At 72.1% G+C, this 13812-nt stretch carries 11 protein-coding genes, 1 tRNA gene and 1 pseudogene; 5 read left to right on the forward strand and 8 right to left on the reverse strand.

Annotated features, from left to right (window positions below):
- Positions 1-63: 63 nt before the first annotated feature.
- Complete coding sequence (locus ACZ5ON_RS30230) at positions 64-390, reverse strand: hypothetical protein (protein ID WP_465599369.1); 327 nt, start codon at positions 388-390, stop codon at positions 64-66.
- On the opposite strand from ACZ5ON_RS30230, the gene ACZ5ON_RS30235 reads away from it, so the two are divergent.
- On the forward strand, positions 379-579 hold the full coding sequence (locus tag ACZ5ON_RS30235) for a hypothetical protein (RefSeq protein ID WP_465599371.1): 201 nt from the start codon (positions 379-381) through the stop codon (positions 577-579). The two genes, ACZ5ON_RS30230 and ACZ5ON_RS30235, sit on opposite strands and share 12 nt — an antisense overlap.
- 472 nt (positions 580-1051) lie before the next feature.
- On the opposite strand, the gene ACZ5ON_RS30240 is transcribed toward ACZ5ON_RS30235, so the two are convergent.
- Positions 1052-1123, reverse strand: a tRNA-Val gene (locus ACZ5ON_RS30240).
- A 189-nt stretch (positions 1124-1312) separates the two neighbouring features.
- Between ACZ5ON_RS30240 and ACZ5ON_RS30245 the strand changes: the two genes are divergently transcribed.
- Together ACZ5ON_RS30245 and ACZ5ON_RS30250 are read left to right on the forward strand one after the other, a co-directional pair.
- Entirely contained in the window at positions 1313-2566 is a 1254-nt protein-coding gene (locus ACZ5ON_RS30245) for a coiled-coil domain-containing protein (RefSeq protein ID WP_465599373.1), read from the forward strand.
- Positions 2567-2826: 260 nt separating this feature from the next.
- A complete protein-coding gene (locus ACZ5ON_RS30250; protein WP_465599375.1) occupies positions 2827-3048 on the forward strand; it encodes an FmdB family zinc ribbon protein in 222 nt (73 codons plus the stop codon).
- A 149-nt stretch (positions 3049-3197) separates the two neighbouring features.
- Here the strand turns inward: ACZ5ON_RS30250 and ACZ5ON_RS30255 are convergent, their stop codons facing one another.
- From ACZ5ON_RS30255 to ACZ5ON_RS30265, 3 genes and pseudogenes are all read right to left on the reverse strand, one after another.
- The gene (locus ACZ5ON_RS30255) at positions 3198-4079 is read right to left on the reverse strand and encodes an HAD family hydrolase (RefSeq protein ID WP_465599485.1); all 882 of its coding nucleotides are present in this window, start codon (positions 4077-4079) and stop codon (positions 3198-3200) included.
- A 144-nt stretch (positions 4080-4223) separates the two neighbouring features.
- Positions 4224-6782, reverse strand: a pseudogene (locus tag ACZ5ON_RS30260) (phosphoribosyltransferase); the annotation flags it as partial.
- Between the two features lie 151 nt (positions 6783-6933).
- Positions 6934-8136 (reverse strand): HpcH/HpaI aldolase/citrate lyase family protein, encoded by a 1203-nt coding sequence (locus ACZ5ON_RS30265; protein WP_465599487.1) that lies wholly within the window; start codon positions 8134-8136, stop codon positions 6934-6936.
- 302 nt (positions 8137-8438) lie between these two features.
- On the opposite strand from ACZ5ON_RS30265, the gene ACZ5ON_RS30270 reads away from it, so the two are divergent.
- Positions 8439-9578, forward strand: a complete 1140-nt coding sequence (locus ACZ5ON_RS30270; RefSeq protein ID WP_465599377.1) for a TerD family protein — start codon at positions 8439-8441, stop codon at positions 9576-9578.
- A 40-nt stretch (positions 9579-9618) separates the two neighbouring features.
- Here the strand turns inward: ACZ5ON_RS30270 and ACZ5ON_RS30275 are convergent, their stop codons facing one another.
- Entirely contained in the window at positions 9619-10362 is a 744-nt protein-coding gene (locus ACZ5ON_RS30275; RefSeq protein WP_465599379.1) for a Tellurium resistance, read from the reverse strand.
- A 325-nt stretch (positions 10363-10687) separates the two neighbouring features.
- On the opposite strand from ACZ5ON_RS30275, the gene ACZ5ON_RS30280 reads away from it, so the two are divergent.
- Positions 10688-11749 carry a DUF2637 domain-containing protein gene (locus ACZ5ON_RS30280; RefSeq protein ID WP_465599381.1) on the forward strand — a complete coding sequence of 354 codons (1062 nt, stop codon included), beginning with the start codon at positions 10688-10690 and terminating at the stop codon, positions 11747-11749.
- Positions 11750-11817: 68 nt separating this feature from the next.
- Here ACZ5ON_RS30280 and ACZ5ON_RS30285 read toward each other — a convergent pair whose 3' ends face one another.
- Positions 11818-12897, reverse strand: coding sequence for a DUF475 domain-containing protein (locus tag ACZ5ON_RS30285; RefSeq protein WP_465599383.1), 1080 nt, complete (start codon positions 12895-12897; stop codon positions 11818-11820).
- A 38-nt stretch (positions 12898-12935) separates the two neighbouring features.
- A complete protein-coding gene (locus ACZ5ON_RS30290; RefSeq protein WP_465599385.1) occupies positions 12936-13511 on the reverse strand; it encodes a TerD family protein in 576 nt (191 codons plus the stop codon).
- Positions 13512-13812 lie beyond the last annotated feature (301 nt).

Genomic DNA, 13812 nt, shown 5'->3' on the forward strand with positions numbered 1-13812 from the left:
TGGCTTCTTCTTCCCCATGCTCTCCATGATGGACATCATCCTTACCGGGGCCGAAGCCCCTGATCAGGGGTGTCCGTCAAAGCGAATCAAGCCCACCCCCTCGTCCGTGACGAACAGGGCCTGCCCTGACACTTCGCCGTCAGCCGTCCGGACCGAGGTCACGGCGACGCGCCGATCGACGATGATCGCCCGGCCGAACGAGTTGCTCGTCCGGATCTCGGCGCCTCGTTCGGTCATCGTTTCGGCCCATCGAGCGGTCGGGCGGTCATGTCGGGCGTTGGGCAGGTAGAGAGTGCGCATCTTCGCCCCGCGTGCCAGCACCCCGAGGTCACGTTCGTAGCTGATCGCCAGGACGTGGGCTGGCCGGGGCCCGGTCGGTTGAGCGGTCATCAGCTCGGTCTGGCAATCGCCGCACTCGCGGCCGGCGCCGCACTGATCATCGGGGCGGCACTCTCACTCGGCGCCACTGACGATGGCGCCGTCCAGCGCATCGCCGACTCTGTATGGACTGCCGTCGCCCCGGGCACCACCCCGACCAGCCAGCCGCCGGCCAGCCTTGATGACTCCGTCTGGACCTGACCGATCCGTCACAACGCCCGGCCGACTCGCGGATGAGGCGGGTCGGCCGGGCTCATGAACCCCCAATCGGAGTGCCCGGCGGAAACGGGCGCTACGTGGGGAACCTATGGGGCCGATGGCTGCTCGGCGTGGGAGTCGCGCTGGGCATCCTACTGACCCCTCTACCGCTCGACACCCCGCCGCCCAGCGGGGATCGGCGGTCGACGCCAGGGAAGAACCTGACCCCCCTCTCTCCTGGCCAACGAGGCGCCCCCAGCCGCACGGTGCGACTGGGGGCGCTTCTCGTTCATCGTCCCCCTTGACCTGGGACAACGCCTTGATCATTTAGGGGGAATTTTGGGGCCGCCCTCGTGTATCGAGGGTGTAGCAAGACTGTCTGAGACTGTAGGCAGACTGCCAAACGAGAAACGGCCCAAGGGTCTGGGATACCCCTGACCTGGGCCGTTTCCTGCATCAGTACTGCTCTACGAGGTGGGCGCAGACGGTTTCGAACCGCCGACATCTGCTTTGTAAGAGCAGCGCTCTACCGCTGAGCTATGCACCCGTGCCATGACGCGCACCGGGCGACCCGGAGGCGTACGACGAAGGACAAGAATACCCCGCTCTCGGGGTGGTTCGCCGCAGGCTTCGCGTGGGAGGGGGGCAGAGGGTTGGCAGGGGGGTGATGGGGGGCTGTGATGATCCGCAAGAATGAGGTGGATCGGGCGTTCGGTGCTGAGCAGGGAGCGGTGGCGTGAGGGTGGCCGGCGGTGGCGGCGGGCGAGGCAGCTGGTGGCGGCGGAGCGACAGCGTGCGTGAGGAGGCCAGGGCGGCCCGGAACGCGGCGCAGGAGGCGTTCTACGAGCTGGACACGGCGCAGCGCGAGGTCGAGCTGGCCGTGGAGACGGTGCGAGCGGTCGGGGAAGGGCAGGCCGCACAGCAGGCGCTCGCCGAGTACCGGCAGATCTCCGCGCAGGTGAACGAGGTGAGCACCGAGTATCTGGCGGCGCTGGACGCGTACGACCTGGACGCCGAGGGTCTGGACGCCGCCACCGCTGCCCGGGCTCGCCAGGTGCTGGAGCAGGCGCACCGCCGGATCGACGGTGAGCGGGCCGAACTGGCCAGGTATCTGGGGCGGGTGCAGCCGCTGCTCCAGCAGGCCGAGGAGCAGCTGGTCCGGGTCACCCCGGCGGTCGGCAGGGCCAAGCAGTCCCTTCTGGCGGCGACCAATGCGCTGGAGGCCGTACGGGCGGCGGGGCTGCGCGCGGACGATCTGGCGGCGCTGCTGGCCGAGCTCGCGCCCGAGCTGACCCGGCTCAACGAGGGCGCCGCCCGGCACGGGGTGGCGGCGACGCTGCGGCGGGCGGAGGACGTGGCGCTGCGCGCGGACGCGATCCGCTCCTCGGCCGAGCAGCGACCGGCGAAGGCCCGGGAGATCGACCAGCGGGTGGCCAGCCTGCGGACCAGGATCCAGGCGCTGGAGACCCGGGCGGGTACGGTCGGGCCGGTGCTGAGCGAGCTGCGGCGGCGGTTCAGCAGTGAGTGCTGGCAGGACCTGCAGCGGGTGCCGGAGGGGACGGCCGAGGCGGTGCGGGCAGCACAGCAGAAGCTGGCCGAGGCGGTCCGGGCCCGGGAGGAGCAGCGCTGGGCGGACGCGACCGCGGCGATCGGTACGGTGCGGGCACTGCTGGAGACGGCGGACGGCTCGGTGGCGATGGTGCACGACCGGCTGCGGCAGCTGAACGAGGTGTCGGCCGATCCGCAGCGGGAGATCGAGCGGAGCCGGTTCGCCCTGCGCGACGCCCAGCGGCTGGCGATGACCGGGCGGCAGGCCCCGGACCCCCGGCACGCCGGTCCGCTGGATGCCGCGGTGGTCCGGCTGGACCGTGCAGTGGCGACGCTGGAGGCTTCCGGACGGCACCCGGACTACTGGCACTTCCTCACCGAGCTGGCGGGGGTCCGGGAGACCGCCGCCCAGGTGGTGGCAATGATCCGGGGCAGCCACTGAGGCACCCATCGGCCGGGACGCCCCCGGGACGCCCGCGGTCCAGGGCAGCCGCCAGCCGGGCTCGGTGGACGATCGGGCAGGGTCCCGGGATGGGCAGCCGCCGACCGAACCGACCGGGCAACCGCGTAACCGGGCAAGGGGCGGTCCGGAGACGGGAGGCCCGTGTCCCTGCCGGGCCGAGCGGGCGGCCCGGCAGGGACTCGGAGACCGGCGCCGCGCAGGACTGCGGCCGGACCGCCCCGCTCGGTACGCTGCGGGGTATGCCACGCTACGACTTCCGCTGCCGCTCCTGCGGGGCCACCTTCGAACTCCGGCGCACCATGGCGCAGGCCAATGACCCGGCCGTCTGCCCGGAAGGGCACCCTGACACCGTCAAGCTGCTCTCCACCGTTGCGGTGACGGGTGGTTCGGCCGCCGCCGCGCCGAGGCCGTCCGCCGGGGGCGGGGGCGGCGGGTGCTGCGGCGGAGGCTGCTGCGGCTGAGCCGGTCGACCGGGGGCGAGCCTCCTCCGGGCTGCCGCGACCGAGGCTCGCCGTAGAGCCGCTCGCCGTGAACCTCACGACCCCACGACCCCACGACCTCACGGCCTCGACCGCGGCAACCTCGTCAGCCCCACCGCCGACCGCCGTGCTCACCCTCCGACGGTCACCCCCGCCCCGGTCCGGACCCGGGCCAGGAACCGGCGGACGATCTCCTCACCGGCAGCCACCCCTACCTGGGCGAGGGCGGTGACGTGCGGGGCGGTCCAGCCGGAGTCCGCGAGTTCGCCGTGGCCGGGGCGCCAGGCCTGGTCCGCGGCGAGCAGGAGGTCGGCGTCGAGCAGGGAGTCGCCGGCGGTGAGGACGGTCGCGGCACCGGTCCGACGCCCGACCTCGGCTAGGGCGGCGCTCTTGGTGAGCGGAGCGGGCACCGCGTACACCTTGCGACCCTGGAGGGAGACCGTCCAGCCGCGTTCGGCGCACCAGCCGGTGAGTTCCGCGAGCCAGCCGTCGGGCAGCTCGGCGCGCTCGACCACCAGGTAGGCGAAGAGGTGGTCGGCGGTGCGGCGCTTGTGGGTCCACTCTGGGTCGGCGACGACGGCGAGGTGTCGCACCACCTCGTCCAACGGCGCGCTGCCGGAGGCGAGTCGGGACTCCACCTCGGCCCGCCAGTCCCGGTCGGGCACACCGTTCACCAGCAACTGGCCGCCGTTGGCGCAGATCGCGTACGCGGGAATCCAACCGGGCGTCGGCCCGGGCAGGTTGACCCGTTCGTACTGGGCCTTGGTGCGGGTGGTGGCGGGTACGAAGAGCGCCGACCCGGTGAGTTCGGCGAGGAGCCGGGCGGACTGCTCGGTCATGAAGGAGATCGCGCGTCCCTCGTGCACCTCGACCGAGACCAGCCGGGGTGCCAGGCGGTCGGGGACGTCCAGGGCGAGGGCCCGGTTGGAGTAGATCAGGGTCCGGTCGAGGTCGCTGGCGACCAGGAACCGAGGAGTCGTCGGACTCTCGGCGCTGCTCATCGCGCTGCTCATCGGCCTGCTCATCGGGCTGCTCACTCAGACGTCCTCCGCGTTGACTTCCGCACTGGTTACCGCACTGCCAGCCGTCTCGGCCACCCGGGCCACCGCGCTGCCGGCCGTCCCGGCCACCCCGGCCACCCCTGCCACCCCTGCCACCGCACGGATCGCCGTGCCGTCGGCGCCGGTCGCACCACGGCTGAACCGGGGGTGGATCAACCCGACGCAGCTGTACGGGAGCTCGTCGACCTCCTCGACGGGTACGCCGCGCTGGTCCGCGAGCAGCCGTACGTGGTCGAGGTCGGGACCGGCTCCGCGCCGTGCGAGGACCCGCCACGGGACGCGGCGGAGCATGACCCGGGTGGTCTCGCCGACGCCGGGCTTGACCAGGTTGACGTCGCCGATGCCGTACTCGGCGCTGATCCGCTCGACCGCGGCCCAGCCGGCCCAGTCCGGTGTGCGGTCGTCATTCGCGGCGGTGAGGCGTGCGGCCGCGGCCTCGGCCTCGGCCCGGACGGCGGCGAAGTGCACGGTCACGGCGGCGAGGAAGTCCGACGAGACGTCGGCACAGGCCAGCTCGCGGTAGAACTTCGCACCGTGGAACTCGTCCGGTCCGATCAGGTCGGCGCGCAGCACCGTGCGTGAGACCAGGCCGGAGACCGTGGAGTTGAGGCAGGCGGAGGGGATCAGGTAGTCCTCGCGGGTGCCGAAGGTGCGCACGCAGCGACCGGGATCGGCGAGTACGGCGAGGTCGGGGTTGAAAGGCGTGCCCTCCAGAGCCGCGGCGAGTTCGCGGGTGATGGCGCCCTTGCCGGTCCAGCCGTCCACGAACACCACGGCCGTCGGGTCGTGGTGGGCGGCGAGGTGGCGCAGCGCGACCTGGTCGATGCCCCGGCCGCGCACGATGGAGATCGTGTAGTGCCGGGTGTCCAGGCCGTGGGCGAAGGCCAGCCAACGGCGGATCAGGATGCCCACCGGGGTGCCGGCCCGGGCGAGCGAGGCGAGGACCAAGCCCCGGCCGCGCTCGCGGACCAGGGTCTCGGCGACCGTGCCGACGGCCAGCGCGACCCGGCTGGCCGAGGCGGCCAGCGCCTGCCGGAACAGCTCCTGGTACTCGGGGCTCGGTTGGTACTCGACCGGCAGCGATTCGGCGTAGTGCGCGCCGCCCGACTGCACCGCCTCCTCCCGTTCCTCCGTCGGTGCCTCCAGCCGGACTTCGGAGAGGTCCTTGAGCAACCAGGTGACCTCCTCGGCGGAGTACGAGGAGAAGGCGGGTCCGAACAGCGGACGCGCGGCGGGCGGTGTCCCGGGACCGAGCAGGGTTCCGGGTACGGACGGTGTTCCGAGCAGTGGGCCGGCAGCAGACATCAGAGCCTCAGGAGGGGGTGTACGGGTCGATCGTCGGGCAGTGGGGCGTCGTCACGGTGTCCGGGGGCGGTACGAGGGCAGAACAGCGAGCACCACCTGGTCGGTGACCCGGCGCAGCTGCTGGAGAAGTGCCCGCTCGCCCCGGTGCAGGGCTGGGGTGTCGGCCTGCTCGTCGACCACCAGGACGATGGCGTCGAAGCGGCGGTCCGGGTCGCTCCCGGGGGCGACGTTGTAGGCGTAACGCTCCGTCGAGCGGTCGGCGGGGTCGTCGTGCGCGGGGAACGCGAGCCGGGTGCGGATCGGGTAGCCGGGGTCGTCCACGGGCAGTACGGGCGAGCGGGTGGTCGTGGAGAACCGGATCCGCGTGCCCGCCCCCAGGTGGACGGCGAGTTGGCCGGCCAGCCGCAGTGGAACGTACATCAGCTCCTCGAAGCCGAGCACCAGGATCCGCCGGTGTCCGTCCAACGACGGCGCCAGCTCGGCCGCGAGTCTGGGCAGCGCCGTCTCCAGCGACCGGCGGTGTTCGCGGGTGAAGCCGTGGCGGCCGCCTTCCGGCAGGCCCTCGGGCCAGTCGAGCCGGGCGCGGACGACCGGTGCGGGCGGGCCGTCGGGCGGGCCGTCGCCGGGGTCGGCGGCGGCGATCAGCTCCTGGGCCCTGGGCAGCAGGTCGGCGGGCAGCTCGACGCCGCCGACGGCGGTGGCCACCAGGTCGACCCGGGCGCCGAGTTCGGCGGCCGCCGCGGCCAGGGCGGCCCGGTCGGCCTCGGTCCGCAGGTCGACCAGGGCGACCACGACGTAGCGCGGGCGCGGGTGGTCGGCGTGCAGGGCGCGGATGGTGTTGAGCACGGTCCTGCCGGTGGAGAACTCGTCGTCCACCAGCACCAGCGGACCGTCGCCCGCGAGGAAGTCCGGGTCCTCGGGGAGCAGCAGGTGCGAGGTGGCGTGCGAGTGCTCTTCTTCGAAGCCGCCGAGCGGTGTCACGCCCTCGACCGGGCGCCGGGTGGAGTGCAGGTACGGGGCGCCGAGGCCGTCGGCGACGCTGTGCCCGAGTGCGGTGGCGGTCTCCGCGTAGCCGAGCACGACCGCCCGCCCGGCCTCCTCCTCGCCGAGCAGCTCCCGCACCCTGCGGCCCAGCTCGACACCTGCCGCGTGCACCGTGGTGGGGTGCTGCGGAACGTGCTTGCCGAGCACCTGGGAGACCAGCAGGTGGGCGCGCCGGGGGTTGTTCGCCCGCAGGGCGAGGCCGATCAGCCCGGGCAGCGCGGGCGAGCCGGTGAGTCCGAGGCCGAGCCGGTCGGTGACCCACCGGCCGGTCCAGGGGGCGGGTTCGACGTGCGGTACTGCGATCAAGTCTCCTACTTTCACGGGCGCTTCGCGACCGGCGGGTTCAACCGCCGGGCAGCTGTGCAAGGGTGTGGGGGTTCGGCCACGGCACGCGGATACGGGGTTCGGCAGCGACACTCGGGTACGGGGCTCGGCCACGGCACGCGCGGATGCGGGTTCAGCCCCGGATCGCTGCGCCCAGCAGCTCGGCGAAGCTCACGTCCTCCCGGGCGACGCCGAACGCCTCCGCGCGCAGCAGGACCCGCTCCGCCCAGGCCCGGTGCGGTTTGGCCTCGTTCATCTTGTTGGTGTACGCGGAGCGGGAGACCCCGCCGCCGTCCCGGTGCCGGTCGAGGATGTCCAGGGCGTCCGAGTACTCCTCGTGCGTGACCACCGAGAGGGCGTGCACCGCCGGGACGTGGCTGGGGTGGATGCAGGTCTTGCCCAACAGGCCGTTGGCGCGGTCCAGTTCGATCTCCCGGAGCAGACCGTCCAGGTCGTGCTCGATGAGCTGCTGCCGGACGCCGAGGCCGCCGAGGGGCTCTCCCCGGTCGGAGGCCGGGAGCGGGTCCGCCGCCAGGAAGGGGGTGCGGCGCAGCTGCGGCTTGAACATCCGCTCCTGGACGGGGAAGTACTCCCACACCGGCCCGGTCACGGTGTGCCCGGTGCCGTCGGCGCGGCCGAGGACGTTGACCACGTCGCCGATCACCCCGGCCACCAGCGCCACGTCGTAGGCGGTCAGGTCGGGCGAGCGGCGCAGCCCGTACGCGGAGCACAGGTCGGTGACACCGAGCCGGACCGCCAGGATCCGGTCCCGGAACTTGTCCAGCAGCCGCTCTATGCCGAAGAGTTGCTCGCGGCGGGACTCCAGGTGGGCCAGCTCGGGGGACTCCAGGACGGGCATCGCGAACAGCCGCCGGCCGCAGTGCTGCTCCGCCTCGGTGAGCGCCTCGAGGAAGGGGCTGCCGCTCTCCTCGGTGAACTTGGGCAGCACGTAGCCGGTGAGCAGGTCGATCGCCGGACCGAGCCGCCTGGTGAGGTCGGTGAGCTGCTCGGGGGTGCGGACCCGGACGAAGAGCAGCGGGGAGCCGGCCGCTCCGCCCGAGCGCAGCCCGGTGAGCTGGCCGACCAGGTTCGCCTCCGCGTCGGGCACCTCGTGGTCGGCTATCGCGTCCTCCAGGCAGAGCACCATCGAGACCACTCCGCGCGCCGCCTGCTTCCGGATGTCGGCGACCAGGGTCGGCCTGGTGGCCGGGCTGTAGAGCGTCCCGCCGAGCGCAGTGGCGAGCACCGCCGCGTCGCTGTCCCGGTCGAAGGAGGCCGGCTGCCGCAGGAAGAGCCGGTCGCGTACGTCGTCGGCGAGATGGCCGAAATGGCGCAAAATGCTCTCCATGGGTGGGCAAAACGGCGGCGAAACCTGGGGTCGTGGTGATACTCGCATCTAGTAGACGGTCCGCCCGGTCGGAAAGTTCGCGACCCCGGGTCGGCGCTCTCCGCACGGGCGGGGCCCGTCGGCCGACTATCGTACGGACGGATTCGGCCAGCCCCGGCCGCAAAGCGCGGAACTCCCCCGGGCCCTGACGGTATCGCCACCGGGACACCACCGCGGCCGGCCCGCCCTGCGGGACGGCACGGCGCACCCGCGTTGTCCCTGAGTGCGGAGAAGCGGCAGGATGGTGCGCTATGACGCACGTGATGGCCAAAGGCGCCAACATCCCGCTGACGGCCGCCGCCGTGCGCGCCGTGCTGCACTGGGGCACGCGACCGGGGACACCCGACGTGGACGCCTCCGCACTGCTGCTCGGGCCGGACGGCAGGGTCCGCTCTGACGCCGACTTCGTCTTCTACAACCAGCCCGACCACCCCACGGGCACGGTGCGGCACCATCCCAAGCAGCAGACGCCGGACGGCGGTGCGATCTGGGACACCGTCGAGGTCGACCTCGCGCGGCTGCCGCCCGAGGTGGACCGGGTGGTGCTGGCCGGGTCGGCGGAGGGCGGGGCCTTCCCGGCCGTCCCCGACCTGCGCCTGGTGCTGCACGACGCCGCCGCGCCGGAGTCGGCGCCGGTCGCCGAGTTCAGCGTGACCGACACCGGCGAGGTCACGGCACTGGTGGTCGCCGAGCTGTACCGGCGCAACGGCACCTGGAAGTTCCGGGCGGTCGGCCAGGGGTACGCGGCCGGCCTCGCCGCGCTGGCCACCGAGTTCGGGGTCGCCGTGGAGGAGTCGGACGACTCCCTGCAGGAGCCGCTCGCCGCCGCTCCCCCCGCACCGGAGGCTCCCCCGGCCGCCACCCGGGCCGAGACGGACGACGAACCCGACAGCTGGACGCTGGCACCCGCCACGCCGCTGCCGGTACCGCCCGCACCGGCACCGGCGGTGCCTCCGGTGCCCACCACCGCGCCCACGCCCACGACGCTGGCGCAGCAGCAGCCCCTACCCCCCACGGCACCGCCGCCTCCGCCCCAGCACGCGCCGCAGCAACCCGGGTACGGCTACCCGCCGCAGCCCGCTCCTCAGCCGACGTACGGCCACCCGCAGCAGCCGTACCCGACCAACCAGACCATCGGCTACGGCCATCCGTCACCCGTGCCGCCGCAGCCGGGGTACGGCTACCCACCGCAGGCCGGGCCGCAGCCCGGGTACGGCTACCCGCCACCGCAGCAGACCCAGCCGGGCGGGTACGGCTATCCGCAGGCGCCGGCCTACCCGCAGCAGCAGCCGCACCAGCCGCCGCTGCCGCCCCAGCAACCGCAGCAACCGCCCGCCCCGCCGCAGGCGTTCACGCTCCCGCCGCAGGGCCCGCAGTTCCAGCCCCGCTGACGCCGCACCCGCGACACCACGGCACCGGCCGCGCCGCGCACTACTCGGAGCCCGCGGCCGGTGTCTTGTAGCCGCGCTGCCACTGCATCCCGAAGCCGTACAGCCGGTCCAGGTCCGACTGGAAGCCGTGCACGTACCGCACTTCACGGCGGATCGTCAGCTGGTTGTCACCGTCGTTCTCGATCAGCACCACGGCGCACGAACGGGCCTGCGGCGCACGCTCGTCGAGGCTGATCTCGATCCGCGGCCCGCTCTGCGGCACGATGGTGAGCGTCGCGTGCGTGCTGTCGAAGGCGGGCGTGTCGTCGTAGATGTACACGAAGATCAGCAGGCGCCGGAACTGGTCCTTCTTCTCCAAGTTGATGTACATCGTCTCGCCCGAGGGCGCGCCGTAGACGTCGTCGCCGCTCAGCTTGATGTACGGCGGGCGCTGCAGGTCGCCGAAGTACTTGCCGAGCGGCTGCACCACGCCCCTGGTGCCGTCGACGAGCTCGTACATGCAGGCGAGGTCGAGGTCCACGTTGACCTGCTCGGACTGGTAGGCGGCGGGCTCCATCGGGCGCAGGATGCGGGGGTCGAAGAGCCGGCGCAGCGCGCTCCTGGCGGCGGCGCGCGAGGCCGTCCGGGTGGTCCAGTGCAGGTTGACGTAGAGGTAGCCGGCGGTGGCGGCGGGGCCGGTGATCGCGTGCTGCGGCTGGGACTTGGTCAGTGTGACCTTGTACTGACCGCCGCCGGTGTCGAAGGTCCTGCGGTCCCCGCGCAGGAACTCCCAGACCGAGACCATCCCGTCCTCCCCACACCCCGCCGGGCCCTCATCCGGACCCGGCCGATCCATTCACCACCCGACGGGCCCATCGTGCCCGAAGCGGGCCCGCCGTCGCCATACATCCCTACCCAGCCGCGCGGCATCGCAGGCAGCCGCGCACCCGCCACCCGGGGTCCGGCCCCGGTCGCACAATCCGACGGTACGTCAACTTACGTACCGTGGACGGCCCTGGGACGCGATATCGTTCAGCCGCACAGGTGAACCTGCCCTGTCCGTCCCGTTCCGTTTCCCCGTTGCTGCACCGAACTGCACCGACCTGCGGAAAGCCGAGGCCCCCGCCGCAATGAACCTCTCCTCGATACAGCTGGTCTGGGCCGTCGTCGGCACCGCAGCGCTGCTGTTCGCCGCCGTCCTGTTCGCCGTCCTGCGCTTCAGGGGCACCAAGTCCGGTGACGGCGGGGATTCCTGGGAGCGCAGCGAGGAGCGCCGCCGGCGGAAGGAGGCGGTGTACGGGATCGCCTCCTACGTGCTGCTGTTCTGCTGCGCGGGCGTCGCGGCCGCGCTCTCCTTCCACGGCCTGGTGGGCTTCGGCGAGCAGAACCTCGGGCTCTCCGGCGGCTGGGAGTACCTGGTCCCGTTCGGTCTGGACGGCGCGGCCATGTTCTGCTCGGTGCTCGCGGTCCGTGAGGCCAGCCACGGTGACGCGGCGCTCGGATCCCGGTTGCTGGTCTGGCTGTTCGCCATCGCCTCGGCCTGGTTCAACTGGGTGCACGCCCCGCGCGGCGGCGGCCACGACGGCGCGCCGCAGTTCTTCGCGGGCATGTCCATCTCGGCGGCGGTGCTGTTCGACCGCGCGCTCAAGCAGACCCGTCGGGCCGCTCTGCGCGAGCAGGGCCTGATCCCGCGCCCGCTGCCGCAGATCCGGATCGTCCGCTGGCTGCGCGCACCGCGCGAGACCTACGCGGCCTGGTCACTGATGCTGCTGGAGAACGTCCGCAGCCTGGACGACGCGGTCGAGGAGGTCCGCGAGGAGCGGCAGGCCAAGCTGGAGGCCAAGGCCCGTGCCCGCAGCGCCGATCGCCGCGAGCGGGCCGAACTCAAGGCCATCGCCCGCCAGGGCAGCCTGCTCGCCCGGGCCCGGGGTGGCCGGCAGGTACAGGTCCCGGCCCTCGCCGCCGCCCGGGCCGGCGACGGCCAGACCGCTACGGAGCCTGCACTAGCGGGGAGCACCGCCCTCACCGTCGAGAGCGCACCGGCCGTCGAGCAGCACTCCGCCGTGGCGAAGTCCCCCGCCTTCCAGGCACTCCCGGCCGTCGACCTGACCCCCGAGGACGACACCCTGGCCATGCCCAAGTTGGACTCGCTGGAGCGCAAGCTGCGCGCCCTCGAGAAACAACTCGGCTGACCGCTGAACGCCGAACGGCCCCCGGAGCACAGGGCTCCGGGGACCGTTCGGCGTTCTCGCCGGGGGGATCAGCCCGTGGCGCCCTCCAGCGCCTGCTCGCGCCGGTTGCGCAGCACCGAGGAGGCCAGTGCGGCACCGATGAAGGCCACACCGATCAGGCCGGTGACGATCTCCGGGATGTGGTACTTGATCGAGGCCAGCAGGATCAGCGCCAGCGCACCGATCGCGTAGTGCGCGCCGTGCTCCAGGTAGACGTAGTCGTCCAGGGTGCCCTTGCGGACCAGGAAGACCGTCAGCGAGCGGATGTACATCGCGCCGATGCCCAGGCCCAGGGTGATCATGAAGATGTCCTGGGAGATGGCGAAGGCGCCGACCACACCGTCGAAGGAGAACGAGGCGTCCAGCACCTCCAGGTAGAGGAAGAGGAAGAAGGCGGCCTTGCCGCCGATCTGGACCAGCGACTTCCCGGTGCGCTCGGCGGCCTCCTCGGCCTCCTCCTGCTCCTCCAGGCCGGACTCGAAGACGCCGGAGAGCCCGCCCACCGCGAGGTAGGTGGCGAGACCCAGCAGACCGGCCAGCAGCACGGTCTCGGCGTGCGCACCGGCGAAGAGGTTGGCCGCCAGCGCGAGGGCCACCAGGGCGATCACCGAGGAGAGCGCCTCCAGCTTGCCGATCTTCTCCAGCGGCTTCTCGATCCAGTTCAGCCAGTTGAACTCCTTCTCCTCCAGCACGAAGTCGAGGAAGATCATCAGCAGGAAGATGCCGCCGAAGGCCGCGATGGCGGGGTTGGCCAGCTCCAGGTACTGGCCGTAGGTGTGACCGTCATGGGTCTTGCCGGAGTCGAGCGCCAACTCCACGACGGTGGCCGGGTTGAGGTGCGCGGTCAACGCGACCACCGCCAGCGGGAAGACCAGCCGCATGCCGAAGACAGCGATCAGCACACCGACGGTGAGGAAGATCTTCTGCCAGAACGGGTTCATCCGCTTCAGGACGGTGGCGTTGACGACCGCGTTGTCGAAGGACAGCGAGATCTCCAGGACCGAGAGGATCAGCACGACGCCGAAGCCTTCGGCACCCCAGATCAGGCCGGCAGCGAGCAGACCGGCGATCGTTATGGCGAATGACCATCCGAATGTACGGAGGAACACGGAGTTAGCACCTTTCAAATACTGTACGCAGAGCTGCTTTACTCTACGTTTACGCCGAAATCGAGAGCAATTCCGCGCAGCCCGGACGCGTAACCCTGGCCCACCGCACGGAACTTCCATTCGCCCTGGTAGCGGTAGAGCTCACCGAAGATCATGGCCGTCTCGGTGGAGGCGTCCTCGGTCAGGTCGTAGCGGGCGATCTCCTGGTTGTCCGTCAGGTTCACCACTCGGATGAACGCGTTGCTGACCTGGCCGAAGTTCTGCATCCGGGCATCGGCGTCGTAGATCGAGACCGGGAAGACCACCTTGTCGACCTGCGGCGGGACGAGTTCGAGGTTGACCACGACCACCTCGTCGTCGCCCTCGGCGCCACCGGTGAGATTATCGCCCAGGTGTTCGACCGAACCCTCGGGGCTGCGGAGGTTGTTGTAGAACACGAAGTACTCGTCGCCCATCACCCGGCCGCCGGCGCAGAGCAGGGCGCTGGCATCCAGGTCGAAGGGCGCACCGGTGGTGGAGCGGGCGTCCCAGCCCAGGCCGATCTGGACCCGCGTCAGGTTCGGCGCGGCCTTGGTCAGCGAGACATTGCCACCCTTGGCGAGCGTGACGCTCATGGCTGTTCTTCCTCCCTAGTCCCCGTTCCCGGGGCTGTGTCCGGCACGCTGCACGGGATTTCGCGCAGCGCACGGGGCCGCCGGCCGGGCGCATTAAAAGATGTACGCCCTCGCGGCCCGCAGCGGGTGCTCCTGACCCACTGAACTTGCTGAACTCCGGTCCGGTACCGCACGGAGCATCTGACCCGGGAACAGCAAGGGCCGGGGGGGGGGGGGGGGGGAACCCCCCCCCCCCCCCCCCCCCCAACCCCCCCCCCCCCCCCCCCCCCCCCCCCCCCCCCCCCCCCCTTCCCCCCCCTCC

It is taken from the genome of Kitasatospora sp. NPDC032150, from assembly GCF_055579945.1.

Excerpts from the sequence above, each read along its gene's own strand:
- ACZ5ON_RS30230 (WP_465599369.1), bottom strand. The coding sequence starts at position 390 with ATGACCGCTCAACCGACCGGGCCCCGGCCAGCCCACGTCCTGGCGATC.
- ACZ5ON_RS30250 (WP_465599375.1), top strand. The coding sequence starts at position 2,827 with ATGCCACGCTACGACTTCCGCTGCCGCTCCTGCGGGGCCACCTTCGAA.
- ACZ5ON_RS30255 (WP_465599485.1), bottom strand. The coding sequence starts at position 4,079 with ATGAGCAGCGCGATGAGCAGCGCCGAGAGTCCGACGACTCCTCGGTTC.
- ACZ5ON_RS30270 (WP_465599377.1), top strand. The coding sequence starts at position 8,439 with ATGACGCACGTGATGGCCAAAGGCGCCAACATCCCGCTGACGGCCGCC.
- ACZ5ON_RS30275 (WP_465599379.1), bottom strand. The coding sequence starts at position 10,362 with ATGGTCTCGGTCTGGGAGTTCCTGCGCGGGGACCGCAGGACCTTCGAC.
- ACZ5ON_RS30280 (WP_465599381.1), top strand. The coding sequence starts at position 10,688 with ATGAACCTCTCCTCGATACAGCTGGTCTGGGCCGTCGTCGGCACCGCA.
- ACZ5ON_RS30290 (WP_465599385.1), bottom strand. The coding sequence starts at position 13,511 with ATGAGCGTCACGCTCGCCAAGGGTGGCAATGTCTCGCTGACCAAGGCC.